This window comes from Stutzerimonas stutzeri (assembly GCF_013522825.1).
Taxonomy (GTDB): domain Bacteria; phylum Pseudomonadota; class Gammaproteobacteria; order Pseudomonadales; family Pseudomonadaceae; genus Stutzerimonas; species Stutzerimonas stutzeri_AK.
Genome location: NZ_JAAMQZ010000003.1, coordinates 61,318 through 87,844 on the forward strand (window position 1 = coordinate 61,318; position 26,527 = coordinate 87,844).

The window sequence follows — 26,527 nt, forward strand, 5'->3', positions numbered from 1 at the left end:
ACCCGCGAACCTCGGCCATCCAGGTGCATCGCGGGCATGGCCCGCTCCTACCACCAGACAACGCCAAGGAAGCCCAGTGACCACATCCCATTCCGTGCGCCGCCTGCCAAGCTGGTGGCCGACACCGCTGATCGGCGCCGCCGGCGGCTGGCTGGCGAGCATTGCCGACTGGCCGCTGCCCTGGATGGTCGGCTCGCTGCTGGCGGTGATCGCGGTGCGCTGCAGCGGCTGGCTGGTGACCGAAGTGCCGCGCGGTCGCCAGGCCGGGCAGTGGATTGTCGCCAGCGCCATCGGCCTGCATTTCACCGGCGAGGTGATGGTCGAGGTGCTCAGCCACTTCGGCGTCATCCTCGCCGGCGCGCTGATCACCCTGCTGCTCGGCGGGATCGGCATCGTCATCCTGCTGCGCAGCGGCAGCGACCGCGCCACGGCGTTCTTCGCCAGCATGCCCGGCGGCGCCAGCGAGATGGTCAACCTGGCCAGCCGCCATGACGCCGAGCCCGCGCGGGTCGCCGCCGCGCACAGCCTGCGCCTGCTGCTGGTGGTACTGATCGTGCCGGCGCTGTTCACCTGGCGCCTGCCGCCGATGCCGCCACCGCCGACCGCGCCGGTGAGCTGGCCGTGGCTGCTCGCGCTGCTGATCGCCGGCGGCCTGCTGGCGCTGCTCTGGGAGCGCCTGCGCCAGCCCAATCCGTGGATGCTCGGCCCGTTGACCGTCTGCGCGGTGGGCAGCGTCGCCTTCGACCTGCACCTGGGCCTGCCTGGCTGGGCCGGCGCGCTCGGCCAGTGGCTGATCGGCTGTTCGCTGGCCTGCCATTTCGACCGGGCGTTCTTTCGCAGCGCCCCGGCGTTCCTGCTGTGCATCCTGGTCGTCACCCTGCTGGCGATGCTCGCTGCCGCCGGCCTGGCCGAAGCGCTGGGCTGGCTGGCGACGCTGGATCAGACCTCGCTGACGCTGGGAATGATGCCCGGCGGCATCACCGAACTGTGCCTGACGGCCGAGGCGCTGCAGCTGTCGGTGGCGCTGGTCACCGCGCTGCAGGTGCTGAGGCTGTTCCTGGTGATGTTCCTTGCCGAGCCGCTGTTCCGGCTCTGGCAGCGGGTCGCGCCTTGAGTCGTTGCGAGCCGGGGCCTTAACCGTCTTGGGTTAACGACAAGCCAACCAACGCATCAGCCGAAAAACCAGTAGCAAACCAGTATCGCCGCCATCACCCCGGCGAAATCAGCCAGCAACGCACAACCCACCGCATGCCGGGCGCGCTGGATGCCAACGGCGCCAAAATACACGGCCAGTACATAGAAGGTGGTTTCGGTACTGCCTTGCACGGTCGCCGCAACCAGTGCCGGGAAGCTGTCGACGCCATGGTTCTGCATGGTTTCGATCAGCATCGCCCGCGCCGCGCTGCCGGAGAATGGCTTGACCAGCGCGGTGGGCAGGGCATCGACGAAGCGGGTATCCCTGCCCAGCGCCTCGACCAGCCAGCGGATGCCGTCGAGGCCGAACTCCAGCGCCCCCGAGGCGCGCAAGGCGCCGACCGCCACCAGCATGGCGACCAGATAGGGCAGCAGGCTCTTGGCCACATCGAAGCCTTCCTGGGCGCCCTCGACGAAGCTTTCGTACACCGGCACCTTGCGTAGCGCGCCGACCACCAGAAAGGTGATGATCAGGCCGAACAGGGTCAGGTTGCCAAGCAGTGACGACAGCTGCGCCAGTGCCACCGACGACAGGCTGGCCAGCAGCGCCATGAAGGCACCGAGCAACAGCGCGCCGGGAATCAGGTAGGCCAGTACCACCGGATCCCACAATCGCAGGCGCTGCATCAGCGCCACCGACAGCAAGCCGGCCAGAGTCGAGGCGCTGGTGGCGAGCAGGATCGGCAGGAACACCAGGGTCGGGTCTTCGGCGCCCTGCTGCACGCGGTACATGAAGATCGACACCGGCAGCAGCGTCAGCGACGAAGCATTGAGTACCAGAAACAGGATCTGCGCATTGCTCGCCGTGGTACTCGACGGATTGAGTTCCTGCAGGGAGCGCATGGCCTTGAGGCCGATGGGCGTGGCGGCGTTGTCCAGCCCCAGGCCGTTGGCGGCAAAGTTGAGGGTGATCAACCCCAGCGCCGGATGGCCGCGCGGCACCTCGGGCATCAGCCGGGCGAACAGTGGGCCCAGGGCGCGACCCAACAATTCGACCAGCCCGGCCTTCTCGGCTATGCGCAGAAAGCCCAGCCACAGGGTCAGGGTGCCGAACAGCAGGATCATCACTTCCACGGCCAGCCGGGCCATGGCGAACAGGCTTTCCACCAGCGCGGCGAATACCGCCGGATCGCCACCCACCAGCCAGCGCACCAGCGCCGCCACCAGGGCGATCAGAAAGAAGCCTAGCCAGAGGCCATTGAGCATATGGTTTTCCCCGCAGATGATTGCGCGCGATGATAACGGCGCGCAAAGGCGACGGCCATGCGCACGGCTGCTGGCAATTCATGAGGGAATGTAAGAAGGGATGAGCCAACAGGTTCTGGAAAACGGCCTGCCGGGTTGTTACAGGTATTGCAGCCGCCCTTGCGGGCGGCTTGTTGCATCAGACACGCGGCCCACGACCTCGACCGAAGATCAGCGATGCTACGAACAGCACCAGAAAAACCACGAACAGAATCTTGGCGATACCTGTCGCAGTACCTGCGATACCACCGAACCCGAGTACGGCAGCAATGATGGCGATGATCAGGAATGTAATGGCCCAACTCAGCATGGTGTGACTCCTCTTCGGTTCAGAAACAACTTCAGCGGGATCGCCAACTGACGACCAGACTGGCTCTACTACTCAGAAAACCCAGCGCTGCTCCGACCGCAGCGGCATGGTCTCGACCCTGCTCGCTGCCTGTCCGGTTTGCACGATCCCTATTGGTTGAGCGTCGTACATGCGGATTCGTTCCACCGATTCATGAGGTGTCTGGCTGAGCGGTTGTGACATCGGCTGTTCAGCACCAATGAGCAGCGTAACCACCGCAGCGGTGAGAAAACCTTTACTAACCAGTGAGAAACGCGCTTGACGATTCATCCTCAACTCCCTCCAGGCATACGTACAAACTGTCTGTGTTCAGTGGTTCTATTGCAGCCGTCATGCCAGCTCAATTAACTTAATTTTCTTTTATTTATCAACTAGTTATGCAAAACAAAAACGAGACCTCCAACTTAAATTGCACGATAGGACAATCGCTCTCGTGCGCTTTGCATGACCGCTGAAGACCGTCCATTCACGAACCCTGATTGAGCCGGTGCATACGCTCGTGGCAGGCCCGGATTTTCGGTAGTTCAATGGCCAACAGCGCCCGCACATCCGGCTCGGCGGTTTTCAGCGCATCCTCGAAGGCGGCGAGAATGCGCTCCTCGGTCTGGTCGAGCTGATCCACATAGACCGCATCGGCATGCCCGAGACGCGCCTTGGTGTCGGCGTACATTTCGCGCAGTTTTCCAGCCAAGGTGCCGCCCTGCGCCGGCTGCTGCTGATGCGCCGCAACCTTTACCGACAGCGCCTGGATGATATGCGTCTTGGCCTGGGCCATATCTCGAAAAAGATGCTGCAGTTCGACGTCCTTCACCTCCTCCATCGCATGCTGGTAGAAGTGCTGGCCGTCGCGCGTGATCTCGATGAGTTCATTGAGTTGCGTCATGTTCTGGTCCATGGATCCTCCGAATACGAGTGCAAACGCATCGCTGCAGGAGCCGCAAGCTGCATGCCAGCTGAGGAAGAAAAACTTTGCCAGGAAAATCAGAGACTTGGCTTGCCGTTTCGCTTGAAAATGGATTGCATGGTGCGGGAAAGACCCATTTACACCGTGCAACTTGCAAGGGTTTTCGTAGACTAACGCAGGCGCCGCAACATACGCGGCGCAACCAACTGCACCCGACCACTTCCACCCGATTAGCCAGGCAGCGACTTTTACTGCCTGTCTGGAGCATTCATGGATCAAACGACCGATACCGGTGGCCGCATTCTTCTGGTCGATGACGAGGCCGCAATCCTGCGCACCTTCCGCTATTGTCTGGAGGATCGCGGCTATACGGTGGTTACGGCAGCCAGCGCTGCGCAAGCCGAAGCCGTCCTGCAGCGCCAGGTATTCGATCTGTGCTTTCTGGATCTGCGCCTGGGCGAAGATAATGGTCTCGATGTGCTGCAGCAGATGCGCATTCTCGCGCCCTGGATGCGCGTGGTGATCGTCACCGCTCACTCGGCGGTGGATACGGCGGTGGACGCCATGCAGGCGGGCGCGGCGGACTATCTGGTCAAACCCTGCAGCCCCGAGCAGCTGCGTCTTTCCGCCGCCAAGCAGCTCGAGGTGCGGCAGATGGCAGCGCGCCTGGAGGCGCTGGAAGGCGAGATGCGCAAGCGCAACGATGCGCTGGGTTCGCACAGTCCAGCCATGATGGGCGTGCTGGAGACCGCCCGACAGGTGGCCGACACCGATGCCAACATCCTCATCCTCGGCGAGTCAGGCACCGGCAAGGGCGAGGTGGCACGGGCGATCCACACCTGGAGCCGGCGCTCGAAGAAGGCCTTCATCACCATCAACTGCCCCTCGCTTTCCGCCGAACTGATGGAAAGCGAACTCTTCGGGCACAACCGCGGCGCCTTTACCGGCGCCACCGAAAGCACCCTGGGGCGAGTCAACCAGGCCGATGGCGGCACATTGTTCCTCGACGAGATCGGCGATTTTCCCTTGGCATTGCAGCCTAAACTGCTCAGGTTCATCCAGGACAAGGAGTATGAACGGGTCGGCGACCCGGTCACGCGCCGGGCCGATGTGCGCATTCTTGCCGCCACCAACCTGAACCTCGAAGAAATGGTTCGCGAAGGACGTTTCCGTGAAGACCTGCTCTATCGCCTCAACGTCATCACCCTGAACCTGCCACCCATGCGCGAGCGCCCCGAAGACGTGCTGGCGCTGGCCGAGCGTTTCCTGGCCTTCTTCGTCAAGAACTATGGGCGACCGGCGCGGGGCTTCAGCGACACCGCCATAGCCGCGTTGAAAACCTATCGCTGGCCCGGCAACGTGCGTGAGCTGCGCAACGTGGTCGAGCGCGCCAGCATCATCTGTCCGCAGGAAATGATCGAGGTCAGTCACCTGGGCCTGGCGGAGCAGGCCGTCGGCAGCGCGCCGCGCATCGGTGAGCCACTGAGCCTCGAAGCGCTGGAAAGGGCGCACATTGCCGGGGTGCTGAGCAGCAGCGACACCCTCGATCAGGCCGCCCGGACACTCGGGATAGACGCCTCCACGCTGTACCGCAAGCGCAAGCAATACGGCCTATGAAACTTCAGATGAAGCTGAGAACCCGGCTGTTTCTGGGTTTCTCGGCACTGATGACCGTTGCGCTGCTGGGGCTGGTGCTGGCACTGGTCAGCGTGGTGCAGATGGCGCAGAGCCAGGAAAAGCTGATTCGCGACAACTTCAGCGTCATCGAAGTCAACCAGCAGCTGCGCCAGGCGCTCGGCAACCACCTGCTCATCCTGGTGCGCGAACAGTACGACAGCGAAGCGCTCGACGAATCCAGCCAGACCTTCCGGAATGCACTGGCCAAGGGACTGGCCGAAGCGTCGCAGGAAAGCGACTATCAGAGCTACCAGGCCATCGGCGACGCCTACGCCAGCTTCCTCAACGAACTGCAGTCCGCCTCCACCACGAAGCTGACGCTGCTCGAAGACAATACTCTGAGCCAGTCCTTCAATCAGGTGCGCGAACTGATGGTCGCCATGCAGCAGAATGCCTACGACCAGATTCGCGATACCGAAATGCGCAGCCGCGAGCGATCGCAGCTGCTGGCCGGGCTGCTGGGTCTGACCGGCGTGGCGGTGCTGCTGATCGGCTTCGTCACGGCGCACGGCTTCGCACGCCGCCTCGGCGACCCCATCGAGCAGTTGTCGCGAGTCGCCGACCAGATCGGTCGTGGCGACTTCAATATCAGCCTGCCCGCCACCCCCATCGCCGAACTGTCCACTCTGATCCGGCGCTTCGGCCTGATGTCGCAGGCCCTGCATCAGTTCAAGCAGACCAATGTGGAAGCTCTGATCAATGGCCAGCAGCGCCTGCAGGCCCTGCTCGACAGCATCGATGACGGCCTGTTGATCGTCGATCGCCAAGGTCGGCTGGAACATGCCAACCCGGTCGCGCAACGACAGCTGGCGTGGGAGGACGAGCATATCGGCTCGACCCTCGGCCAAGCCCTTGGCTATCCCGAACTGGACGTGGCGGCACAGCAGGTTCTGGCTGACAGGCCGCTGTCCGACCCGCCGCAGGATCTGGTCATCGAGGCCGATGGCGAACGTCGACTGCTGGCCTGGCGCATAAGCCCGGTGAATCATCACAATGGCCGGATCAGTGGAGCCGTGATGGTGCTGCATGACGTCACCGACCAGCGCACCTTCGAGCGTGTGCGCAACGAGTTCGTGCTGCGCGCCTCGCACGAGCTGCGCACGCCAGTGACCGGCATGCAGATGGCCTTCAGCCTGCTGCGCGAACGCACGCAGCATCCGCCGAACAGCCGCGAGGCCGAGCTGTTCGAGACCGTGCATGAAGAAATGCAGCGCCTTGTCACCCTGATCAACGATCTGCTGAACTTCTCGCGCTATCAGAGCGGCCAGCAGAAACTCGACCCCATCCCCTGCGATGCCGGACGGCTGCTCAGCGAGGCCCGGCAACGCTTCCTCGCCACGGCTGCGCCGAACGCCATAGAGATCATCCTGGAACTGCAGTCGCCGCTGCCCACACTGCTGCTCGACCGCCAGCAGATGGAACGGGTATTCGACAACCTGCTCAGCAATGCACTGCGCCACACCCCGGACGGTGGCGAGATACGCCTGCTGGCCCGACACCACGGCGAACGGGTGATCCTGAGTGTCGAGGACAATGGCGAGGGCATTCCCTACAGCCAGCAGGCGCGAATCTTCGAACCCTTCGTGCAGATCGGTCGCCGCCGGGGCGGTGCCGGTCTGGGCCTCGCCCTGTGCAAGGAAATCGTCCAGTTGCACGGTGGCCGTATCGGCGTGCACTCGCGGATCGGCCACGGGACCATTTTCTATATGGCGCTGCCGGTTTAGAGACTGTCGTTGCAGAGCCGTGGTGAGACACCACCGTGGGAGGGGCCTTGGCCGCGAATATTCGGCGCGCAAAAGCTTCGCGGGCATGGCCTGCTACGGTGGGTTGCCCTTCGTGGGAACGGGCCATACCCGTGATGTGATTCCGCATCGAAGCGTGCGCCTTTGTTCGCGGGCATGGCCCGCTCCTACATAAACCTGGATTACGCCTTCGGCTAATCCAGGCTATGACCGATTTTGCCGCGCCAGCGCGGAGCCAGCAGCAAAAGCCCGCGAACTCATTGGGCATGGCGAATCAGGGCTCTGCGCTCAGCGCCGCCAGGATTGCTGCAGTTTCGGCGTCAGGTTCGCCATCGAAACGTGTCGGGCGGTATTTCATCTGGAACGCCGCGATGACGTTGTGCGTCTCCGGGTCCAGATGGCCATGCCCCGGCACTTGGTAACCCTGCGCCGCGAGCTGCGCCTGGAACCAGGCTATATCAGGCAATTGCAGCGCATACAGGCTGCGCTGTCGGGCCACCACGGCGGCATCCGGCCAGGGCACCAGCCCGGCATCGGCCAGGCGCTTCCAAGGAAACAGCGGACCGGGATCGACCTTGCGCTGTGGTGCGATATCGCTGTGACCGACTATCGCGCCTGGCTTGAGCCCGTGACGCTGCATGATGTCCCTGAGCAACAGGATCAGGGCATCGATCTGCGCATCGGAATAGGGATACCAGAGCCGCCCCTGCTCACCTTCGATATAGCCCCGGTTGACCAGTTCGATGCCGATGGAGCTGGAGTTGAGCCAGGTCCGCCCTTGCCATTGGCTGTCGCCGGCATGCCAGGCGCGGCGGTTCTCGTCCACCAGCCGGTAGATGGTCGCGGGCGACTCACCGATCAGATAGTGGCTGCTGACGCCATCACCCTTGAGGATATCCAGCGAGCGTGCCAGGTCGCTTGAGGTGTAATGCACCACGATGAACTGCACGCGGCTGTCATGTCCCACTGAGACATGACGCGTGTCGATGCGCGGGCCGCTGGCGCACCCCGCCAGCAGGATGGACAACGTGACGGCTAGCAGTAGTTTCATCGGCATCAGGCCATTTCGATTCGGTTGCGCCCGGCATCCTTGGCCCGGTAGAGCGCACGGTCGGCACGCTCGAACACCTGCTCCGCGCGCTCCGGTCCGACAAAGGCGGCAAGCCCACCCGAAAGGGTGACTTCGATGCGCTCACCCTTGAAGTGAAACGGGCAGTTCTGAATGCCTTCACGCAGGCTTTCGATCAGTTGCTGCCCGGCATCGAGCGGTGTCTCGGGAAGCAGCAGGGCAAATTCCTCACCGCCGAAACGGGCGATGAAATCAGTCTTGCGCAAGCGTTTGCGCAGCTCGTTGGCGATGATCTTCAGGACCCGATCGCCGGCCAGATGGCCGAAGCTGTCATTGATGCGCTTGAAGTGGTCGACGTCCAGCACGGCCAGCAGCAGTTGACCGCCGTAGCGTTGCTGGCGCGCAACCTCCATTTCCAGGCGTTCGTCCCAGGCCGCCCGATTGGGCAGCTCGGTAAGCGGATCGCGCAGCGCCTTCTTGCGCTGCTCGGCCAGATGCTGACGCATGCCGGTGGCGGCCTGTTCAAGGCTCGCGACTCGCTCGATCAGCGTACTCAGGCGCTCGCCCACCTGTTTTTCATGTTCGCTGCGCTGACGCTCATAGATATCGACGGTTTCCAGCAGGCCATCCAGTCTCGCCTGTACGGCCTGCTTGAGGCTGGACAGGTCACTGGCTTCGAGCATACTGCTCTGCAGCCCGCCAACCTGCTGGCGCAACTCTTCATCCAGTGCCTGTGCGGTTTCCCTGCTGCGCGCATGCCCGTCATGCGTCGCGCCGAGGCTTTCCTGCATGCTGGCCAGACGCTCGTTGAGCAGTTGCAGATAGCTTTCGAACTCTCGCTGGCCCTGATTGGCCACGGCGATCATCAGTTGCGCCAGATCGTCCAGCACCGGGACCAGTTCGTACCAGTTCAGACCTCGCTGAATCCGCTCACGCAGCGCCTGCACCTGGGCCTGCTGCGGCTCGCATTGCTGCATATCGTCGAGCAGACCGAACAGCATCGACTCCACGCGCTCGGCAATGGCGCTGTAAGCCTGCTCCGGCGTTGCAGGCAGCACATAACCCAGCGTCTCGCCGGCACTGGCGAGCAGGGCCGACGTCTGGCTTTCTTCTTCCAACAGTGCAGGCGGCTCGTCGGGATCGGCTACGGCCTGCAAGCCAAGGGACTCGTCATGATCGGGCAGCGTCGGCAAGGGTGCAGGAGCGACCGGCGCCGTCTGGCGTGAGGCACGCACGGCGGTGGCGGCCGCTGTTTCCGGCTCAATCTGCGAGTCGGCGGCCAAGGGCTCTGGCGCAACGGCTGCGCCAGTCACCTCCACAGCAGTGGCTGCATCGGCTTCGCGCTGACCGAACAGCCTGCCGAACAGGCCCACGGGACGCGGGACGCCCGCCATCTGCACGGTCAGCGCCCGATCCTGCAGCTCGCCCAACTCCCCCAGCAGCACGGGCAGCTCGCGCGACTGCGCCGCACGTGTCCGTACTTTTCGCGCATAGGCCTTCAAGGGCTTGCGCACTTCGCTGGGCAACGGCAGCGCCAGCAGCTGCGCAGTCAGACGCTGAAAGCCCTGAGCCAGACGCTCGATACGCTCCTGCTTGTTACGTTCGGTAGCCAGCACGGCACGTTCGAGACGCGGCACCAGCGCCGCCAGGCCATGATCCAGATCATCGTCGCGCAGCACTTCGCGCAAGTCGCGCATGCACTTTTCGACCACAGGATCGGCCCCCTCAACAGCAAGGCTGCTGCGCACCAGGCTGCGCCGCAACAGATCGAGACGGATATTCCAGCGGGCTTCGAGCTGCTCCTGCTGCTCCAGCGAAGCCAGGTATTTTTCCTTCCAGCGAGAAGCTTCTTCGTTCATTTCACCCTATCCTTGGGAATGGGAAACGCATCGCCATGCAGGGAGTCGGGCAGGCGAATTTCCACCGCTACCGGCAGATGATCGGATGTCGCCTGCGCCAGCACATCGACACGTTCGAGGGTCAGGCTGGGGCTCAGCAGGATATGATCCAGGCAGCGCTGCGGGCGCCAGCTAGGGAAGGTCGCCTCGATCTGCGGTGCCTGCAGACCGAGGTCGCGCAGTGGTGAATTCTCCAGCAGATCGCTGGCATGGGTATTCATGTCGCCCATCAGCACCTGATGGCGGTAACCGCCGATCAGCTCGCGGATATAGGCCAGCTGCCGGGTTCGGGTCCCACCGCCCAGCGCCAGATGCATGACCACCACCACCAGGGCATCCTCGCCCTCACCGAACTTGAGCAGAATCGCGCCACGCCCGGACGGCCCCGGCAGTGGATGATCTTCAAGCCCTTGCGGCTCCAGGCGACTGAGCACGCCATTGCTGTGCTGGGCGAAGCGGCCAAGGTTGCGATTGAGTTGCTGATACCAGTAGGGAAAGGCGCCGAGCTGGGCCAGGTGTTCGACCTGATTGATATAGCCTGAACGCAGGCTGCCGCCATCCGCCTCCTGCAGGGCCACCAGATCGTAGTTGCCCAGCAGATCACCGATACGCTGCAGATTGCCGGCGCGCCCCGCATGAGGCAACAGGTGCTGCCAGCTGCGGGTCAGGTAGTGATGGTAACGCTCGGTACTGATCCCCACCTGGATGTTGAAACTGAGCAGACGCAGCCGGCCATCGCAGGGCAGCCCGCTGGCATCCAGGCATTGGGAATTGACTCGCGTCTGGCCGGGACCGGCCAGACGCGGTGAACTCCAGCGACGCAACATCCTGCGCTACCGGGCTGCGCGTTCTTTTTCGATCAGGAAATCGGCAACGTCGAGCGTACGCTGCGGACCACCGGCCGAACCGAGGTCAAAGCGGTACTTGCCATTGACCACCAGCACCGGCACGCCTGTTATCTGATAGGCCATGCCGAGTTTCTTGGCCTGCTCTGCGCGGCCTTTCACACCGAAGGAATTGAAAGCCTTGAGGAAGGCATCGCGGTCAACGCCCTTGTCAGCAAGCAGATCCGCCATTTTTTCCGGTGTATCGAGCTTGTTGCCTTCATTGTGGTAAGCGCTGAACACGGCATCATGCACACTCTGCTCGACATTCATCGACTCAAGAGCCAGAAACAGCTGGCCATGCAGGTTCCAGATGCCGCCGAACATGGCGGGAACCCGCTTGAAATCCACATCCTCGGGCAACTGCTCGACCCAGGGATTGATGACCGGCTCGAACTGGTAGCAATGCGGGCAGCCGTACCAGAACAGCTCCACCACTTCGATCTTGCCGGGCTCGGCCACCGGTACCGGCGCTGTCAGCTCGACATATTCCTTGCCTGCACGAAACGTTTCGGCATGGGCAGACAGGCCGAACAGACTGGCGGCGGCGATGATGGCGCTGAGCATGAATGTGCGCATGGTGACTCCTTGGCTATGAACGACTGAGCGATAGCACGACAGGCTGCCTCAAAGAAGCCCTGCGAGCCAGCGCCTTGTAGCGTCTTTTCAATCTCTTGACGCTCATTGTAGACACCGCCAATGTGAAAAAGGGCGTTCGGCCAAAGCCTGAACGCCCTTCTTTCACCGACAGGAACGCAAGCGCTGTCAGTGCAGACCCTGGATGTAGCTGGACAGGGCTTCGATATCCTTGTTGCTAAGCTTGGCGGCAATGGCGCGCATGATCATGGTATCGCCATCATTGGTGCGATTGCCTTCGCGGAAATCCACCAGTTGCTTGGCAGTATAGGCAGCATGCTGGCCACCCAGATGCGGGAAGGCCGCCAGCTCGTTACCCGCGCCGTTGGGTGCATGGCAACCGGTGCAGGCCGGCATGCCCAGATCAAGTTTGCCACCACGGAAGAGCTGTTCACCCAGTTCGACCAGCGCCGGATCGGCCATGCCGACTGTGCCTTTCTGGCTGGCGAAGTAGGCGGCGATATCTTCAAGGTCCTGATCGCTGTAAGGGTCAAGCATGGCGGTCATTTCCAGAACCTTGCGACCAACACCCTCAGGGGCGCCGGGTGTACTGCCGGCCTTGATATCCTTCAGCTGCTTGAGCAGATAGACCTCGCCCTGACCGGCGAGTTTTGGGAAGTTCGGTGCCGGGCTATTGCCATCGGCCCCGTGGCAAGCGCCGCACACGGCAACTTTGCTCTGACCGGCTTCTGCGTCGCCAGCCGCATGGGCCATACCGGTGATGCCAAGGGTCAACAGCAGACTCACGAGTACTTTGTTCATCAGCTCATCCAACTACGGCTAAGGGTTTAAAGGGAAACTTGTCGGCCACCGGCAGCACGGGCTGCGGCACGCTCGTTATGCTTGCTGGCGCCATCACCCGAAATCGCAACCTGCCGTCCGCTCCTGCAGAAGCGGAAAACCGGAATCAGGGTGTTCATTTCAGAGCAAAGCGCGCACAAAATCTGCGGCATTATATACTGGCAACCGTGAAACGGAAATGAACCATTGCCCCATCGAGGTCCGTGTGACGTTTCGTCGCTCTGACAAGATGCTGCAGCCCAGCTGCCCCACCGGAACCATCATGCTCCCGAAAAACCCGATTCTCGGCCTCTGCCAGCAAGCCACATTCATGACCAGCGCCGCCAAGGTCGATCAGTGCCCGGCTGACGAGGGACTGGAAGTCGCCTTTGCCGGTCGCTCCAATGCGGGCAAGTCCAGCGCGCTGAACACCCTGACCCATGCCAGCCTGGCGCGCACCTCGAAAACGCCTGGTCGCACCCAGCTGTTGAACTTCTTCCGCCTGGATGACGAGCGCCGCCTGGTCGATCTGCCCGGCTATGGCTATGCAAAGGTGCCGATTCCGCTCAAGCAGCACTGGCAGCGCCACCTCGAAGCCTACCTCAGCAGCCGCGAAAGCCTGGCCGGGGTATTCCTGATGATGGACATCCGCCACCCGCTGACCGAGTTCGACCGAATGATGCTCGACTGGTCCGGCGCCAGCGAAATGCCGCTGCATATCCTGCTGACCAAGTCCGACAAGCTGGCCTTCGGTGCGGCGAAAAGCGCTCTGCTGGCGATCCAGCGCGACATTCACAGGGAATGGGGCAACGGCGTCAGCGTACAGCTGTTCTCCGCACCCAAGCGCCAAGGCGTCGAGGAAGCGCAACTCAAGCTTGCCGAGCTGCTGGGGATGTTCGACGAAGAGCCTGAAGCCTGATGCGTTAACGCGCCACCGGCGACAGCCCCGTCGGATTTCACCTGCGTATCGTCGGATTACGCCTTCGGCTAATTCGACCTACGAAGGCATAGCTTGCGCTGCTGTAGGTCGGGTCACGCTTCACCGACCCGACGTGCGCGGCCACGGTGGCTGTAACACCCGACGCTACGCTCCCTGGGGCATCAAGTGCTTCAATCCCGATAATCCTCGACCGGCGCGCAGGCGCAGAACAGGTTGCGATCGCCGAACACGTTGTCGACCCGGTTCACCGCCGGCCAGTACTTATGTGCCAGCGCGTGGGCGCTCGGGGTGACGGCTTCGGCGATGCTGTAGGGCCGCTCCCAGGCGTCGATCACGTCGGCCAGGGTGTGCGGCGCACTCACCAGCGGATTGTTGTCCGCCGGCCAGTCGCCCTTCTCAACGCGGGCGATCTCGGCGCGGATGCTCAGCATCGCTTCGACGAAGCGATCCAGCTCGGCCTTCGATTCGCTCTCGGTGGGTTCGACCATCAGCGTGCCCGGCACCGGGAAGGACATGGTCGGCGCATGGAAGCCATAATCCATCAGGCGCTTGGCGACGTCTTCCTCGCTGATGCCGGTCTGCGCCTTGAGCGGACGCAGGTCGATGATGCACTCGTGCGCCACGCGCCCGTTGCGCCCGCTGTAGAGCACCGGGTAAGCCTCGCCAAGACGCATGGCCAGGTAGTTGGCGCTGAGGATCGCCACTTCCGTGGCTTCGCGCAGCTGCGGGCCCATCATGGCAATGTACATCCAGCTGATCGGCAGGATGCTGGCGCTGCCCCAGGGCGCGGCGCTGATCGCGCTATTGCGCGCATCAGGTCCCTGCAGCTCCACCACCGGATGATTGGCGACGAAGGGCGCCAGATGCGCCTTGACGCCAATCGGCCCCATGCCCGGGCCACCGCCGCCATGGGGAATGCAGAAGGTCTTGTGCAGGTTCATGTGCGAGACGTCGGCGCCGATGTCCGCTGGCCGCGCCAGGCCGACCTGGGCGTTGAGGTTGGCGCCATCCATGTAGACCTGCCCGCCCCGGGCGTGGATCGCCGCGCAGATCTCGCGAACGTTTTCCTCGTACACGCCGTGGGTCGAGGGATAGGTGATCATCAGGCAGGCGAGCCTGCCGCCGGCTTCGGCGGCCTTGCGTTCCAGATCCTGCAGATCGACGTTGCCCCCCCGGTCGCAATCGACGATGACCACCTGCATGCCGACCATCTGCGCCGTGGCCGGGTTAGTGCCATGGGCTGACGAGGGAATCAGGCAGATATCGCGCTGACCTTCGCCACGGCTCTCGTGATATTTGCGGATGGCGACCAGGCCGGCGTATTCACCCTGTGCGCCCGAGTTGGGCTGCATCGAAATCGAATCGAAGCCGGTGATCGCACAGAGCCAGGTTTCCAGCTCGTCGATCATCAGCCGGTAACCCTGGGCCTGCTCGCGCGGAGCGAAGGGGTGCAGGTTGGCGAATTCCGGCCAGGTGATGGGGATCATCTCGCTGGTAGCGTTGAGCTTCATGGTGCAGGAGCCGAGCGGAATCATCGCCTGATTCAGCGCCAGGTCCTTGTTTTCCAGCTGCTTGAGGTAGCGCAGCATCTCGGTTTCGCTGTGGTGCGTGTTGAACACCGGATGGGTCAGGTACGCACTGCTGCGCCGCAATCCGGGCGGGATGCCACTGGCGATTTCGCCGGCATCCAGCGCAGCGATCTCCAACCCGTGATCAGCGCCGAGGAAGATCGCCAGCAGTTGCTCGACGGTCGTCTCGCTGCAGGTTTCGTCGAGGCTGACGCCAAGCCTGCCGCGCCCAAGGATGCGCAGGTTGATCCGCGCTGCCGCCGCGCTTTCGATGATGGCCGTCTGTGCACCGCCCACTTCCAGGGTCAGGGTGTCGAAGAAGTGCCGGTTGAGGCGGACCATGCCCTTGCGCTCCAGCCCGGCAGCGAGCAGCGCCGTCAGCCGGTGCACGCGCTGGGCGATGCGTCTGAGCCCTTCGGGGCCGTGGTAGACCGCGTAGCTGCTGGCGATATTGGCCAGCAGCACCTGCGCCGTACAGATATTGGAGTTGGCCTTCTCGCGGCGGATATGCTGCTCGCGGGTCTGCAGCGCCATGCGCAACGCGGTGTTGCCACGGGCATCACGGGAGACGCCGATAAGCCGGCCCGGCATGGCGCGTTTGAATTCGTCACGGGTGGCGAAATAGGCCGCATGCGGGCCGCCATAACCCATGGGCACGCCGAAGCGCTGGGTCGAGCCGAGCACCACGTCGGCACCCAGCTCACCGGGCGGCGTCAGCAACAGCAGGCTGAGCGGGTCGGCAGCCACGCAGGCCAGCGCCTGCCCGGCATGCAACTGCTCGATGACGGGTCGCAGATCACGAATCTCGCCATGGCTATCGGGATATTGCAGCAGCGCACCGAACAGCGCCTGCCCCTCGATGGCCTCAATGGCGCCAACCACCAGTTCGAAACCGAAGCCCTCGGCGCGGGTCCGCATCACCGAGAGCGTCTGCGGATGGCAGTTCTCATCGACGAAGAAACGATTGCTGGCGCTCTTCGACACCCTTCGGGCCAGCGCCATGGCTTCGGCGGCTGCCGTGGCCTCGTCCAGCAGCGAGGCGTTGGCCAGATCGAGGCCGGTCAGGTCCATGGTCAGTTGCTGGAAATTCAGCAGCGCTTCGAGGCGGCCTTGGGAAATCTCCGGCTGATAGGGCGTGTAAGCGGTATACCAGCCGGGGTTTTCCAGCAGGTTACGCACGATCACCGGCGGGGTGATGGTGCCGTGGTAACCCATGCCGATCAGGCTGGTCCACAGCTGGTTGCGTTCGGCATGACCGCGCAGGCGCGCCAGGGCATCCTGCTCATCCAGCGCCGCCGGCAATGCCAACTCGCCCCGCAGGCGGATCGCCGGAGGCACGGTTTCATCGATCAGTTGCTCGCGACTGCCCAGCCCGAGCGCCTCCAGCATGGCCTCCTGCTCGGGCGCGTCAGGGCCGATATGACGGCGCAGAAAGGCATCGGGTTGCTGAAGCTGGGAAAGAGATGGCATGAACGGCATGGGTAGCTACTCTCGAAAAAGAAGACTATGTTCCAATTACGTATTGGCGGAGCAAACCTGCATTTGTGGGAGCGCTTTTTTGGAACCAGAGCACTCCGCGAATTTCTCGGCTGAAGCCGCTCCCACAAACAGTCCCCCACCCTTCCAGCTGTAGCCCGTAGCCTGGATTAGCCGAAGGCGTAATCCGACGCCCCGAAGGCCTAATCCGATAATCCCTGTCTGCCCCTCGGCATTTAACGCCTCTGGACGCTCGCCTGTCGGGTCGATAAAGCGTTACCCGACCTACCAGGCATGCTCCAGCAACACGTAACGGGGACACAACCAAAAAAGAAAAGCCCCGACAGAGCGGGGCTTGGCGATTGAGCGATCAGGCGTCGGCGTCGCAGGAGGCCTTGTAGGCATCTGCCGTGAGCAGCGCCTCCAGCTCTGCCGGAGCATCCGGCTGCAGACGGAAGAACCAGCTGCCGTAGGGTTCGTTGTTGACCTGCTCGGGCGCGTCGGCGAGCAGTTCGTTGACGGCGATGACGACACCGGAGATCGGCGCATAGATGTCCGATGCCGCCTTGACCGACTCCACCACGCCGGCCTGCTGGCCTGCCTTCAGTTGCTGGCCGACTTCCGGCAGCTCGACATAGACCACGTCTCCCAGCGCCTGCTGGGCATGATCGGAAATGCCCACACTGACACTGCCATCGGCCTCCTGACGGGCCCATTCATGGCTGGCGGCGTAACGCAGATCGCTGGGTAGGTCGCTCATTCATCTGTCCTCATGGCTGTCGGTGCGGGTCGCGCACGGCTGTGGCGCGAAGCGGTCGGGTCGAATTTATACCAGTACCCTGCCGTTGCGCACGAAGGTCGGCTGCACAACGCGCACGGGATACCATTTGTTGCGAATCTCCACTTCGGCACGCTCGGCGGTATTGGCGGGCACGCGAGCCAGGGCGATGGATTTGCCCAGCGTGGGCGAAAAGCTGCCACTGGTGATTTCACCTTCGCCGATGCCGTTGACCCGCACCACCTGATGTGCCCGGAGCACACCGCGCTCTTCGAGCACCAGGCCGACCAGACGCGGCTGCTCGTTGTGCTCGCGCTGCGCCTGCAGGGCCGCGCGGCCAATGAAGTCGCGTTCCGCCGGTTCCCAGGCGATGGACCAACCCATGTTCGCAGCCAGCGGCGAGACGTCTTCATTCATGTCCTGACCGTAGAGATTCAGCCCGGCCTCCAGGCGCAGGGTGTCACGGGCTCCGAGGCCGATGGGCGCGATACCGGCCCCGACCAGCTCGCTGAAGAAGTCCGGCGCCTCCTCGGCCGGCAGGATGATTTCCAGGCCATCCTCGCCGGTATAACCGGTACGTCCGATAAACCAGTCGCCCGCCGTCAGGCCGTAGAAGGGTTTGAGTTCCTGAATCAGGGTGGTGCGGCTCTGGGCGACGATGTCCATCATCCGCGCGCGCGCCTGCGGCCCCTGGATGGCAAGCATCGCCAGGTCGGCGCGCTCGTGCAGCGTGACCTCGAAATCCTCGGCATGGGACTGCAGCCAGACCATATCCTTGTCGCGCGTACCGGCATTGAGCACCAGGCGGTAGCCCTGCTCGGTCAGGTAGACGATCAGGTCGTCGATCACCCCGCCGGCCTTGTTGAGCATCGCGCTGTAGAGCGCCTTGCCGACTTCTCTCAGGCGCGCCACGTCGTTGGCCAGCAGGCGCTGCAGATAGCCCTTGGCCTGAGCACCGGCGACATCGACGATGGTCATGTGGGAAACATCGAATACGCCGCAATCACGGCGGACCTGGTGGTGCTCTTCTACCTGCGAGCCGTAATGCAGCGGCATGTCCCAGCCGCCGAAATCCACCATTTTCGCGCCGAGCGCCAGATGCTGATCATAAAGGGGAGTGCGCTGACCCATGGGTTTCTCCTTCCGGGCAGGTCGCCGAAGCGGCAGAGGTAAAGCCTATATAAAGCCGCCCCGCCAAAGACATGCGACTTTTGAATGGCGCGCATTGTAGCCCCAAGGTTGTGACAGGTCACGGCACATGCGACAGCCGTCTTTCACCCTTTGGCCGAACGCCGGATCAGCAGGATCACCGGCAACAGCCCCACCAGCACAAGCGTCAGCGCCGGCAGTGCGGCACGCGCCCACTCGCCCTCGCTGGTCATCTCGAAGATGCGCACCGCCAGGGTGTCCCAACCGAAGGGCCGCATCAACAGCGTGGCCGGCATTTCCTTGAGCACGTCGACGAATACCAGCAGCGCGGCGCTCAGGGTGCCGGGCAGCAGCAGCGGCAGGTAGACCCGGAAGAACAGTGCCGGACCGCCCACGCCGAGGCTGCGCGAGGCCTGCGGCAGCGATGGGCGGATACGCGCCAGGGCATTTTCCAGCGGGCCGAACGCCACGGCCATGAAACGAATCAGATAGGCCAGCAGCAAGGCGCCGAGGCTGCCGAGCAGGATGGGCTTGCCAGCGCCACCGAGCCAGGCGGAAAGCGGAATGACCAGCTCGCGGTCGAGGTAGCTGAAGGCAAGCATGATCGACACCGCCAGTACCGAACCCGGCAGCGCATAGCCGAGATTCGCCAGCCCGACGGCCGCCCTGATCGAGCGAACCGGCGCCTGCCGCCGGGCGAAGGCCAGCAGCAAGGCCACCGCGACGGTGATCAGCGCCGCAAGCCCGCCCAGATAAAGCGTATGCAGGATCAGCCCGGCGTAGCGCTCATCGAGATCGAAGCGCCCGCGTTGCCAGAACCAGGCCAGCAACTGCAGCATCGGGATGACGAAGGCGCAGAGAAACACCAGCCCGCACCAGCCACTGGCCGCAAGCGCCTTGAAGCCGCGCAGATGATAAAGCGCGGTCGAACGCGCCCGGTCATTGGCCGGCCTGGCCACGCCACGGGCACGACGCTCGCCGTAGAGCACCAGCATCACCGCCAGCAGCAGCAGGCTGGCCAGTTGCGTGGCGCTGGTGAGACTGAAAAAGCCGTACCAGGTCTTGTAGATGGCGGTGGTGAAAGTATCGAAATTGAACACTGAAACCGCACCGAAATCGGCCAGGGTTTCCATCAGCGCCAGCGCCAGTCCGGCGCCAATCGCAGGTCGCGCCATGGGCAGCGCCACGCTCCAGAAGGCCTTCCAGGGCGACTGCCCGAGCACCCGCGCAGCTTCCATCAGCCCCCTGCCTTGAGCGATGAACGCCGAACGCGCCAACAGGTAGACATAGGGATAGAACACCAGCACCAGGACGATGATCACCCCGCCGGTGGAGCGCACCCTGGGGAAGCGCACCCCACTGCCGAACCACTCGCGCGCCAGGGTCTGCACCGGTCCGGCGAAGTCCAGCAGGCCGATGAAAACGAATGCCAGCACGTAGGCGGGAATCGCGAAGGGCAGCATCAGCGCCCAGTCCAGCCAGCGTCGACCGGGGAATTCGCAGAGCGCCGTCAACCAGGCGAGGCTGACGCCCAGCGCTACCACACCGATCCCCACACCCAGCAGCAGCGTCAGGGTATTGCCCAGCAGGCGCGGAATCTGGGTTTCCCAGAGGTGCGACCATATCTCGCCATCGATGTCGCCCCAGCTGATCAACAGGACGCTCAACGGCAGCAATACCAGCGCAGCCACTGTAAATGTGAGGGGATACCAGCGGCGCTCGACGGGGTGGGACACGCAAGCCTCGGAAGCAGAAATGAAAACGCCCCCGGCCAGGCGGGGGCGTCGAGTATAACCGCAGCCGCAGGCAGCTGTAGGTCGGGTTAGCCGAAGGCGTAACCCGACAACAAGCCTGAAGTCCGCGCATCGGGTCGGTGGAGCGTGACCCGGTCTACCTTTACCGCCAGCCCGCCCGATCCATCAGTCTGATGGCTTCCGCCTGGCGCTTGCCGGCGACTTCGACCGGGATGGTATCGGCCTTGAACTCGCCCCACGAGGCCACTTCCGAAGACGGCTTCACATCCGGATTAGCTGGAAACTCCATGTTTGCATCGGCAAAGATGCTCTGCGCCTCGGGCGTAGTCATCCACTCGACCAGCTTGCGCGCGGCGTCGGGGTTCGGCGCATGCTGGGTCAGGCCGATGCCGGACAGGTTGACGTGAACGCCACGGTCATCCTGGTTGGGCCAGAACAGCTTGGCTTTCAGGTCCGGCTTCTGCTTGTGCAGACGCCCGAAGTAGTAGGTGTTGATGATACCGACATCGCACTGACCGGCATCGACGGCCTGGATCAGGGCGGTGTCGTCGGCGAAGACGTCAGTGGCCAGGTTGCCTACCCAACTCTTGATGATTTCCTCGGTCTTCTGCGCACCATGGGTTTCGATCATGGTGGCGGTCAGCGACTGGTTGTAGACCTTCTTGCTGGTACGCAGGCACAGACGGCCATCCCAGCGCTCGTCCGCCAGTGCTTCATAAGTGCTCAACTCACCTTCTTCGACGCGCTCGGGGGAGTAGACGATGGTCCGCGCACGCAGCGACAGGCCGGTCCAGGCATCGGTGGAAGAACGATACTGCGCGGGAATGTTGTCTTTTACCTGCTGGGAATTCATCGGTTGGAGAATACCCATCTGCTCGGCCTGCCAGAGGTTGCCGCCATCGACGGTCAACAGCAGGTCGGCCGGGGTGTTGGCGCCTTCGGCCTTGATGCGTGCCATCAGCGGCGCTTCCTTGTCGGTGATGAACTTCACCTTCACGCCGGTTTTTTCGGTATAGGCATCGAATACGGGCTTGATCAACTCATCGATGCGTGAGGAGTAAACCACCACCTCATCGGCAGCCTGTACGGCGCCGGACAGCGCGGTGAGCGCCAGAGCGGCGAGTAAGCCTTTGCTTGCCTGCATGGATCAGCCTCCGTTGACTCGATAAAAGAGGCCAAATAGTAGTGAATGTCATTTAGTTTCTCAACACGGAAATTTGCGTCAAATCAAGTCAACGCAAAGTTTCATCCACCTACGGCCTTGCCAGATCAGGCAGATCACCGCTCAGCCCCAGCGCCTGGCGCACGAACAAGGCTTTCGCCTCCGGCAGCGCCTCGATGCCTTTCAGCCCGGCGTTGCGCAGCCAGCGCAGCGGCAGGTTATCGGCCTGGAACAGCCGCTCGAAGCTTTCCATCGCGGCCATCATCGCCAGGTTGTGCGGCATTCGCCGACGCTCGAAACGCGCCAGCACGCGCGGATCGCCGGGCTGCATGCCGCGCCTGAGCGCCGCGAGCAGCACCTCGGCCAGCACCGCCGCATCCAGCAAACCGAGGTTGACGCCCTGTCCGGCCAGCGGGTGGATGGTGTGGGCGGCATCGCCGATCAGCGCCAGGCCGGGCTGCACATAACGCTTGGCATGACGCTGGCGCAGCGGGATGCACAGGCGCGGATCGACTTCCAGCACCTCGCCCAGGCGATGCTCGAAGGCACGCCCGAGGGCCTGACGGAAGCATTCGTCGTCCAGCGCCATCAGCCGCCGCGCCTCGCTCTCGGTGGCCGACCAGACGATGGAGCACCAGTGTTCGTCGCCTTCACGCTGCAAGGGCAGGAACGCCAGCGGACCATCATCGGTGAAGCGCTGCCAGGCCGTGCGCTGGTGCGGTTCGGCGCAGCGCACACTGGTGACGATGGCATGGTGCAGGTAGTCCCATTCCCGCGTCTCGCAGCCGGCCAGACGCCGTACCGCGGAATTGGCGCCATCGGCGGCGACCAGCAGACCGGCGTTCAGTTGCTGGCCGTCGTCCAGGGTCAGGTGCCAGCCGGCTTCATCCTGACGCAGCCGTTCGAGGCGCGCCCCGGCGATCAGCTCTACCGAGCCACGCGTCTTGAGCGCCTCCAGCAGCGCATCCTGCACCACGCGGTTCTCGACGATATGGCCGAGCACCTCGGCATGTACCGAGGCAGCGGAAAAATGGATCTGTCCGGTGCCGGAGCCATCCCACACGCGCATGTCACCGTAGGGGCTGGCGCGGCGCTGGACGATGCCCGGCCAGGCGCCAAGGCGTTCGAGAATCCGCTGGCTCGCCGCCGACAGCGCACTGACGCGCGGCTCGAACGGATCGGACGCGGCGAAGGCCTGCGGCTCAAGCGGTCCGGCATCGATCAGCCGGATATTCAGCCCGCAATCCTGCAGCGCCAGTGCCAGCGTGCTGCCGACCATCCCGGCGCCCACGATGATGAGGTCCGCTTGCATCAATTCTCTCCTGCGCATGTACAACGGTCTGCGGCTTGTATGAGGTCTTGCACTCTGGACAGCGCATTCAGCTTTCGCGCACACCCAACCCCATGGCCTGGCGCGCGAACCAGCCCTTGGCCGGTGGCAGCAGGTCCAGCGCGAGCAGGCCGAGATTGCGCCCCGCCGCGATCAGGGAGCCGGAGTCGCCGAACAGGCGCGTCAGCCGATCGGAAAAGCCCACGGTCAGATGCTGGTCCAGGCGCTGGCGGCGCTGGTAGTCCCGCAATACGGCCAGATCGCCCGGCGCAGCACGGCTGTTCAGCAGGGTCGCGGCCAGCACCTCGGCGTCACGCAGCGACAGATTGTAGCCCTGCCCGGCAATGGGGTGCAGGCTGTGTGCGGCATTGCCCAGCACCACCAGACCGGAACGCACCTGTTCCGTCGCCTCGACCAGCGACAGCGGATACAGGTGTCGCGCACCGACCTGCTGGAAGCCACCCAGGCGATAGCCGAAGGCTTGTTGCAACTCGTCGAGGAACTGCGCTTCGTTCAGCGCCACCAGCCGTGCCGCATCCGCTTCCGAGCGGCTCCAGACCAGCGCACAGCGGTTGTCGCGCACCGGCAGCAGGGCCATCGGGCCGTCATCGGTGAAGCGTTCGAAGGCCTGCCCGCCGTGGGGCTTGCCCGGTGTCACGTTGGCAATCAGCGCGGTCTGCCCGTAGGGTGTGCGCCTGACCTCGATGCCGAGCTGCTCGCGCAGCGCGGAGCGACCACCATCGGCCAGCACCGCCAGCGCGCAATCGAGCTGCCGGCCATCGGTCAGGGTCAGCTGCCAGCCATCAGACGTGGGCTGCATGCGCTCGACCTCGGCGGGGCAATGGCGCCGCACCACCTCATCATCCAGCGCCTGCCACAGGCAATGACCGATCCAGGCGTTCTCCACCACATAGCCCAGCGCCGGCACCTGTTCGCTCTGCGCATCGAGCCGGGTGGCGCCGGCGCGGCCACGGTCGGAAACCTGGATATGGGTAATCGGCTCGGCGCACTCGGCAATCCGCTCCCAGACGCCCAACCGCTGGTAGATCAGCCGCGTGCCGTAGGACAGCGCCGTGGAGCGCGCATCGTAGCTGGGCTGGTATTCGCTGCCCGGTTCGAAGGGCTCGATCAGCAGAATCGTCCAGCCGCGCTGCTTCGCGCCCTGCTGCAAAGCCAGCGCGAGGCTGGCGCCAACCAGCCCGCCGCCGATGATCGCCAGTACGCTCATGGTTCAGGCGACCTCGTGCGCAGCGGCCATCAACGCCTCGATCTCGGCGACGCTTTTCGGCACGCCGCCGGTGAGAATCTCGCAGCCGGCCTTCGTCACCACCACGTCATCCTCGATACGCACGCCGATACCGCGCCATTTCTTCGTCACCAGCAGGTTGTCCGCCGCGATATAGATACCCGGCTCGACGGTCATCGCCATCCCCGGTTCGAGCACGCGCCACTCGCCGCCGACCTTGTAATCGCCGACGTCGTGCACGTCCAGGCCCAGCCAGTGGCCGGCGCGGTGCATGTAGAAGGGCTTGTAGGCTTCGCTGGCGATCAGCTCGTCGACGTTGCCCTGCAGCAGACCCAGCTCCACCAGCCCGGTAGTGATGACCCGCACCGTGGCCTCGTGGGCTTCGTTCCAGTGTTTGCCGGGGGCGATATGGTTGAAGGCTTCCTCGTTGGCCGCCAGCACCAGCTCGTAGATGGCCTTCTGCTCGGGCGAGAATCTGCCGCTGACCGGGAAGGTGCGGGTGATGTCGCTGGCATAGCAGTCGATCTCGCAGCCGGCGTCGATCAGTACCAGATCACCGTCCCTGAGCGGCGCGTCGTTCTCGCGGTAGTGCAGGATGCAGGCGTTGCGGCCCGCCGCGACGATGGAGCCGTAGGCCGGCATCTTCGCCCCGCCCTTGCGGAATTCGTAGTCCAGTTCGGCTTCCAGATGATACTCGTACAGTCCGGCGCGGCTGGCCTGCATGGCACGGATGTGCGCGCGCGCGGAAATCTCCGCCGCATGCCTCATCACCTTCACCTCGCTGGCCGACTTGTACAGGCGCAGGTCATGCAGCAGGTGGTCGAGAGCGACGAATTCGTTAGGCGGCTGCGCGCCCTGGCGCGCCTTGGCGCGGATGCTCTTGATCCACTCCATCAGGCGGTGGTCGAAGGCCTCATTGGTGCCGATGGCGTAGTAGACGCGCGAACGCCCCTCGATCAGGCCGGGAAGGATGTCGTCGATATCGTTGATGGGAAAGGCATCGTCCGCACCGAATTCATCGATGGCGCCGTCCTGCCCGGCACGCAGCCCGTCCCACAATTCACGCTCGGGGTCGCGCTCGCGGCAGAACAGCACGTATTCGCCGTGCTCGCGCCCCGGTATCAGCGCGATCACCGCCTCCGGCTCGGGAAAACCGGAGAGATACTGGAAATCGCTGTCCTGGCGGTAGATGTGCTCGACGTCGCGATTGCGGATATACATCGGCGCCGCCGGCAGGATGGCGATGCTGTTGGGTTCCATCTGCGCCATCAGCGTTTTGCGACGGCGGGCATATTCCGATTTCGGGATGCGAGTCATGGGTGAAAGGAATTCCTCAATGCAGGGAGGGCTTGGCTGTCGGCGCCAGCGGCTTGGCGCATTCGGTGAACAGCAGCAGCGGCGCGACACGCAGATACTCCATCACCTCCATGTAATCGCTTTCGCCATCCTCGGATTCTTCCAGCGCGCCCTGCACCTGGGCGATGGCCACCATGTCCTGCAGCACTTCCATGGCTTCGCCGCTCAGCGCGCGATCACCGGCGATCAGCCCGAAACCTGCAAGAAAGCTCTGGCACCATTGTCCCAGCGCCAGCGCACGCTCGGCCAGCGGAGCTTCGTCGGACGGCAACAGCAGCACGATGGCGATATCGTCACCAGCCAGTTCCCCCTTGACCATTTCCTGCAGGCCGATCAGGGCCTGACGCACCGACTCTTCGGGCTCGCCACCCAGCAGTTCGCCGGCATCGAGCAGCCAGGGTTCGATGTCGAAGCCGGCGCCGGCACAACTGCGACCCAGCAACAGGCCATGCAGCTCTGCAGGAGTAACGGTCAGCGGGGTGTCGGCCAGCAATGTGGCGAAGGCAGCATACGGTGAATTCTGAATGGGCATTGGCAGCTAGGCGCACGAGGGCGCTATGTCTAGAATGAAGGCCTCGTATCCTAGCACCGGCGAACGAGCCAAGACCATCGAAGCGAGACCTGCCGGTACTCGCCTCAATCATCGGGAATTCCATGGTAGACGCCGACCTGCAATTGCTGAGCGCCCGGCTGGAGCAACTGATTCAGCGCATCGAGCAGTTGAAAGTACAGAATCGCCTGCTGCTGCACAGCGAACAGGCGTGGCGCGAGGAACGCGCCCAGCTGATTGAAAAGAACGAAATGGCACGCGTGAAGGTCGAATCCATGATTTCGCGCCTGAAAGCCCTGGAGCAGGACTCATGACCCAGCCGAACACCGTTACCGTGCATATTCTGGACAAGGAATACTGCATCGCCTGTCCCACCGAGGAGCGCAGCAACCTGGAAGGTGCCGCGAGCTACCTGGACCGCAAGATGCGCGAGATTCGCAGCGGCGGAAAAGTGATAGGTGCCGACCGCATTGCGGTCATGGCAGCCCTGAACATTACCCACGAATTGCTGCACAAGCATGACCGCCTGGATGCCGAGGCCAACAGTGCGCGCGAACACGTACGCACCCTGCTCGAACGCGTCGACAGTGCGCTGACCGACCCAAACTCTTCCGGCAACTGATGAACGGTTCACGGATTGCGTTATAATCCCCGCACCTCCCTGGCATGTTCGCCAGTCGGCGATGACCCTCTCCCGATAAGCAACATCCTGGAGGCTACATGTGGTGCCGGTGTGCATGTCCGCTTGACGGAAAGCCTTAAGGTATCCTGTAGTCGCCACCTTGAACTCTCGGGTTCAAGGGCCTACGCGGGCAGCGGCATGCTGGGGAGTCTTTTTTC

The 26,527-nt window shown here is 63.5% G+C and carries 24 protein-coding genes and 1 other RNA gene; 7 read left to right on the forward strand and 18 right to left on the reverse strand.

Annotated features, from left to right (window positions below; translation table 11 throughout):
* The first annotated feature begins 94 nt into the window (after positions 1-94).
* On the forward strand, positions 95-1,114 hold the full coding sequence (locus G7020_RS03155; RefSeq protein ID WP_181082597.1) for an AbrB family transcriptional regulator: 1,020 nt from the start codon (positions 95-97) through the stop codon (positions 1,112-1,114).
* 56 nt (positions 1,115-1,170) lie between these two features.
* On the opposite strand, the gene G7020_RS03160 is transcribed toward G7020_RS03155, so the two are convergent.
* The 4 genes from G7020_RS03160 to G7020_RS03175 all read right to left on the reverse strand — a co-directional run bounded on the left by G7020_RS03160 (position 1,171) and on the right by G7020_RS03175 (position 3,683).
* Entirely contained in the window at positions 1,171-2,400 is a 1,230-nt protein-coding gene (locus G7020_RS03160; RefSeq protein WP_181082489.1) for a nucleoside recognition domain-containing protein, read from the reverse strand.
* Positions 2,401-2,578: 178 nt separating this feature from the next.
* The gene (locus G7020_RS03165; RefSeq protein ID WP_003282841.1) at positions 2,579-2,749 is read right to left on the reverse strand and encodes a DUF1328 domain-containing protein; all 171 of its coding nucleotides are present in this window, start codon (positions 2,747-2,749) and stop codon (positions 2,579-2,581) included.
* A gap of 72 nt (positions 2,750-2,821) precedes the next feature.
* Positions 2,822-3,058 (reverse strand): hypothetical protein, encoded by a 237-nt coding sequence (locus G7020_RS03170; protein WP_181082490.1) that lies wholly within the window; start codon positions 3,056-3,058, stop codon positions 2,822-2,824.
* A gap of 196 nt (positions 3,059-3,254) precedes the next feature.
* Positions 3,255-3,683, reverse strand: coding sequence for a ferritin-like domain-containing protein (locus tag G7020_RS03175; RefSeq protein WP_181082491.1), 429 nt, complete (start codon positions 3,681-3,683; stop codon positions 3,255-3,257).
* A gap of 279 nt (positions 3,684-3,962) precedes the next feature.
* On the opposite strand from G7020_RS03175, the gene algB reads away from it, so the two are divergent.
* Together algB and G7020_RS03185 are read left to right on the forward strand one after the other, a co-directional pair.
* Positions 3,963-5,309 (forward strand): sigma-54-dependent response regulator transcription factor AlgB, encoded by a 1,347-nt coding sequence (gene algB / locus G7020_RS03180; protein ID WP_181082492.1) that lies wholly within the window; start codon positions 3,963-3,965, stop codon positions 5,307-5,309.
* Positions 5,306-7,093: a KinB sensor domain-containing domain gene (locus G7020_RS03185; RefSeq protein WP_181082493.1), complete on the forward strand. Its 1,788-nt coding sequence runs from the start codon at positions 5,306-5,308 to the stop codon at positions 7,091-7,093. The genes algB and G7020_RS03185 overlap by 4 nt, the downstream gene beginning before the upstream one ends.
* A 292-nt stretch (positions 7,094-7,385) precedes the next feature.
* On the opposite strand, the gene G7020_RS03190 is transcribed toward G7020_RS03185, so the two are convergent.
* From G7020_RS03190 to G7020_RS03210, 5 genes are all read right to left on the reverse strand, one after another.
* Positions 7,386-8,162 carry a peptidoglycan recognition protein family protein gene (locus tag G7020_RS03190; RefSeq protein ID WP_181082494.1) on the reverse strand — a complete coding sequence of 259 codons (777 nt, stop codon included), beginning with the start codon at positions 8,160-8,162 and terminating at the stop codon, positions 7,386-7,388.
* 5 nt (positions 8,163-8,167) lie between these two features.
* Entirely contained in the window at positions 8,168-10,039 is a 1,872-nt protein-coding gene (locus tag G7020_RS03195; RefSeq protein WP_181082495.1) for a GGDEF domain-containing protein, read from the reverse strand.
* Positions 10,036-10,905, reverse strand: a complete 870-nt coding sequence (locus G7020_RS03200) for an endonuclease/exonuclease/phosphatase family protein (protein WP_181082496.1) — start codon at positions 10,903-10,905, stop codon at positions 10,036-10,038. The genes G7020_RS03195 and G7020_RS03200 overlap by 4 nt, the downstream gene beginning before the upstream one ends.
* Before the next feature lie 6 nt (positions 10,906-10,911).
* Positions 10,912-11,541 (reverse strand): thiol:disulfide interchange protein DsbA/DsbL, encoded by a 630-nt coding sequence (locus tag G7020_RS03205; protein WP_181082497.1) that lies wholly within the window; start codon positions 11,539-11,541, stop codon positions 10,912-10,914.
* 186 nt (positions 11,542-11,727) lie between these two features.
* A complete protein-coding gene (locus tag G7020_RS03210) occupies positions 11,728-12,360 on the reverse strand; it encodes a c-type cytochrome (protein ID WP_181082498.1) in 633 nt (210 codons plus the stop codon).
* Between the two features lie 301 nt (positions 12,361-12,661).
* On the opposite strand from G7020_RS03210, the gene yihA reads away from it, so the two are divergent.
* The gene (yihA, locus tag G7020_RS03215; RefSeq protein WP_181082499.1) at positions 12,662-13,297 is read left to right on the forward strand and encodes a ribosome biogenesis GTP-binding protein YihA/YsxC; all 636 of its coding nucleotides are present in this window, start codon (positions 12,662-12,664) and stop codon (positions 13,295-13,297) included.
* Between the two features lie 191 nt (positions 13,298-13,488).
* On the opposite strand, the gene gcvP is transcribed toward yihA, so the two are convergent.
* The 9 genes from gcvP to G7020_RS03260 form a co-directional block, all read right to left on the reverse strand.
* Positions 13,489-16,365: an aminomethyl-transferring glycine dehydrogenase gene (gene gcvP, locus G7020_RS03220; protein ID WP_181082500.1), complete on the reverse strand. Its 2,877-nt coding sequence runs from the start codon at positions 16,363-16,365 to the stop codon at positions 13,489-13,491.
* A 367-nt stretch (positions 16,366-16,732) separates the two neighbouring features.
* Complete coding sequence (gene gcvH / locus G7020_RS03225; protein WP_181082501.1) at positions 16,733-17,122, reverse strand: glycine cleavage system protein GcvH; 390 nt, start codon at positions 17,120-17,122, stop codon at positions 16,733-16,735.
* 66 nt (positions 17,123-17,188) lie between these two features.
* Positions 17,189-18,271 (reverse strand): glycine cleavage system aminomethyltransferase GcvT, encoded by a 1,083-nt coding sequence (gcvT, locus tag G7020_RS03230; RefSeq protein ID WP_181082502.1) that lies wholly within the window; start codon positions 18,269-18,271, stop codon positions 17,189-17,191.
* 143 nt (positions 18,272-18,414) lie between these two features.
* Positions 18,415-20,025 carry an ABC transporter permease subunit gene (locus G7020_RS03235; protein ID WP_181082503.1) on the reverse strand — a complete coding sequence of 537 codons (1,611 nt, stop codon included), beginning with the start codon at positions 20,023-20,025 and terminating at the stop codon, positions 18,415-18,417.
* A gap of 160 nt (positions 20,026-20,185) precedes the next feature.
* Entirely contained in the window at positions 20,186-21,187 is a 1,002-nt protein-coding gene (locus G7020_RS03240) for an extracellular solute-binding protein (RefSeq protein WP_181082504.1), read from the reverse strand.
* A gap of 109 nt (positions 21,188-21,296) precedes the next feature.
* Entirely contained in the window at positions 21,297-22,517 is a 1,221-nt protein-coding gene (locus tag G7020_RS03245) for a 2-octaprenyl-3-methyl-6-methoxy-1,4-benzoquinol hydroxylase (protein ID WP_181082505.1), read from the reverse strand.
* Between the two features lie 67 nt (positions 22,518-22,584).
* Positions 22,585-23,763 (reverse strand): 2-octaprenyl-6-methoxyphenyl hydroxylase, encoded by a 1,179-nt coding sequence (gene ubiH, locus G7020_RS03250; protein ID WP_181082506.1) that lies wholly within the window; start codon positions 23,761-23,763, stop codon positions 22,585-22,587.
* A gap of 3 nt (positions 23,764-23,766) precedes the next feature.
* Positions 23,767-25,098, reverse strand: a complete 1,332-nt coding sequence (gene pepP / locus G7020_RS03255) for a Xaa-Pro aminopeptidase (RefSeq protein WP_181082507.1) — start codon at positions 25,096-25,098, stop codon at positions 23,767-23,769.
* A 16-nt stretch (positions 25,099-25,114) separates the two neighbouring features.
* The gene (locus tag G7020_RS03260; protein WP_181082508.1) at positions 25,115-25,669 is read right to left on the reverse strand and encodes a YecA family protein; all 555 of its coding nucleotides are present in this window, start codon (positions 25,667-25,669) and stop codon (positions 25,115-25,117) included.
* Between the two features lie 122 nt (positions 25,670-25,791).
* On the opposite strand from G7020_RS03260, the gene G7020_RS03265 reads away from it, so the two are divergent.
* From G7020_RS03265 to ssrS, 3 genes are all read left to right on the forward strand, one after another.
* Positions 25,792-26,001, forward strand: coding sequence for a TIGR02449 family protein (locus tag G7020_RS03265; protein ID WP_181082509.1), 210 nt, complete (start codon positions 25,792-25,794; stop codon positions 25,999-26,001).
* Positions 25,998-26,309: a cell division protein ZapA gene (locus tag G7020_RS03270; RefSeq protein WP_181082510.1), complete on the forward strand. Its 312-nt coding sequence runs from the start codon at positions 25,998-26,000 to the stop codon at positions 26,307-26,309. Before G7020_RS03265 ends, G7020_RS03270 begins: the two co-directional genes overlap by 4 nt.
* Positions 26,310-26,342: 33 nt before the next feature.
* Positions 26,343-26,521, forward strand: a non-coding RNA gene (gene ssrS / locus G7020_RS03275) — 6S RNA.
* Positions 26,522-26,527 lie beyond the last annotated feature (6 nt).

Bases quoted from the DNA above. Each gene is read 5' to 3' on its own strand.
- G7020_RS03160 (WP_181082489.1), bottom strand. From the start codon at position 2,400: ATGCTCAATGGCCTCTGGCTAGGCTTCTTTCTGATCGCCCTGGTGGCG.
- G7020_RS03165 (WP_003282841.1), bottom strand. From the start codon at position 2,749: ATGCTGAGTTGGGCCATTACATTCCTGATCATCGCCATCATTGCTGCC.
- G7020_RS03170 (WP_181082490.1), bottom strand. From the start codon at position 3,058: ATGAATCGTCAAGCGCGTTTCTCACTGGTTAGTAAAGGTTTTCTCACC.
- G7020_RS03175 (WP_181082491.1), bottom strand. From the start codon at position 3,683: ATGGACCAGAACATGACGCAACTCAATGAACTCATCGAGATCACGCGC.
- algB (WP_181082492.1), top strand. From the start codon at position 3,963: ATGGATCAAACGACCGATACCGGTGGCCGCATTCTTCTGGTCGATGAC.
- G7020_RS03185 (WP_181082493.1), top strand. From the start codon at position 5,306: ATGAAACTTCAGATGAAGCTGAGAACCCGGCTGTTTCTGGGTTTCTCG.
- G7020_RS03190 (WP_181082494.1), bottom strand. From the start codon at position 8,162: ATGAAACTACTGCTAGCCGTCACGTTGTCCATCCTGCTGGCGGGGTGC.
- G7020_RS03195 (WP_181082495.1), bottom strand. From the start codon at position 10,039: ATGAACGAAGAAGCTTCTCGCTGGAAGGAAAAATACCTGGCTTCGCTG.
- G7020_RS03200 (WP_181082496.1), bottom strand. From the start codon at position 10,905: ATGTTGCGTCGCTGGAGTTCACCGCGTCTGGCCGGTCCCGGCCAGACG.
- G7020_RS03205 (WP_181082497.1), bottom strand. From the start codon at position 11,541: ATGCGCACATTCATGCTCAGCGCCATCATCGCCGCCGCCAGTCTGTTC.
- G7020_RS03210 (WP_181082498.1), bottom strand. From the start codon at position 12,360: ATGAACAAAGTACTCGTGAGTCTGCTGTTGACCCTTGGCATCACCGGT.
- yihA (WP_181082499.1), top strand. From the start codon at position 12,662: ATGCTCCCGAAAAACCCGATTCTCGGCCTCTGCCAGCAAGCCACATTC.
- gcvP (WP_181082500.1), bottom strand. From the start codon at position 16,365: ATGCCGTTCATGCCATCTCTTTCCCAGCTTCAGCAACCCGATGCCTTT.
- gcvH (WP_181082501.1), bottom strand. From the start codon at position 17,122: ATGAGCGACCTACCCAGCGATCTGCGTTACGCCGCCAGCCATGAATGG.
- gcvT (WP_181082502.1), bottom strand. From the start codon at position 18,271: ATGGGTCAGCGCACTCCCCTTTATGATCAGCATCTGGCGCTCGGCGCG.
- G7020_RS03240 (WP_181082504.1), bottom strand. From the start codon at position 21,187: ATGCAGGCAAGCAAAGGCTTACTCGCCGCTCTGGCGCTCACCGCGCTG.
- G7020_RS03245 (WP_181082505.1), bottom strand. From the start codon at position 22,517: ATGCAAGCGGACCTCATCATCGTGGGCGCCGGGATGGTCGGCAGCACG.
- ubiH (WP_181082506.1), bottom strand. From the start codon at position 23,763: ATGAGCGTACTGGCGATCATCGGCGGCGGGCTGGTTGGCGCCAGCCTC.
- pepP (WP_181082507.1), bottom strand. From the start codon at position 25,098: ATGACTCGCATCCCGAAATCGGAATATGCCCGCCGTCGCAAAACGCTG.
- G7020_RS03260 (WP_181082508.1), bottom strand. From the start codon at position 25,669: ATGCCCATTCAGAATTCACCGTATGCTGCCTTCGCCACATTGCTGGCC.
- G7020_RS03265 (WP_181082509.1), top strand. From the start codon at position 25,792: ATGGTAGACGCCGACCTGCAATTGCTGAGCGCCCGGCTGGAGCAACTG.
- G7020_RS03270 (WP_181082510.1), top strand. From the start codon at position 25,998: ATGACCCAGCCGAACACCGTTACCGTGCATATTCTGGACAAGGAATAC.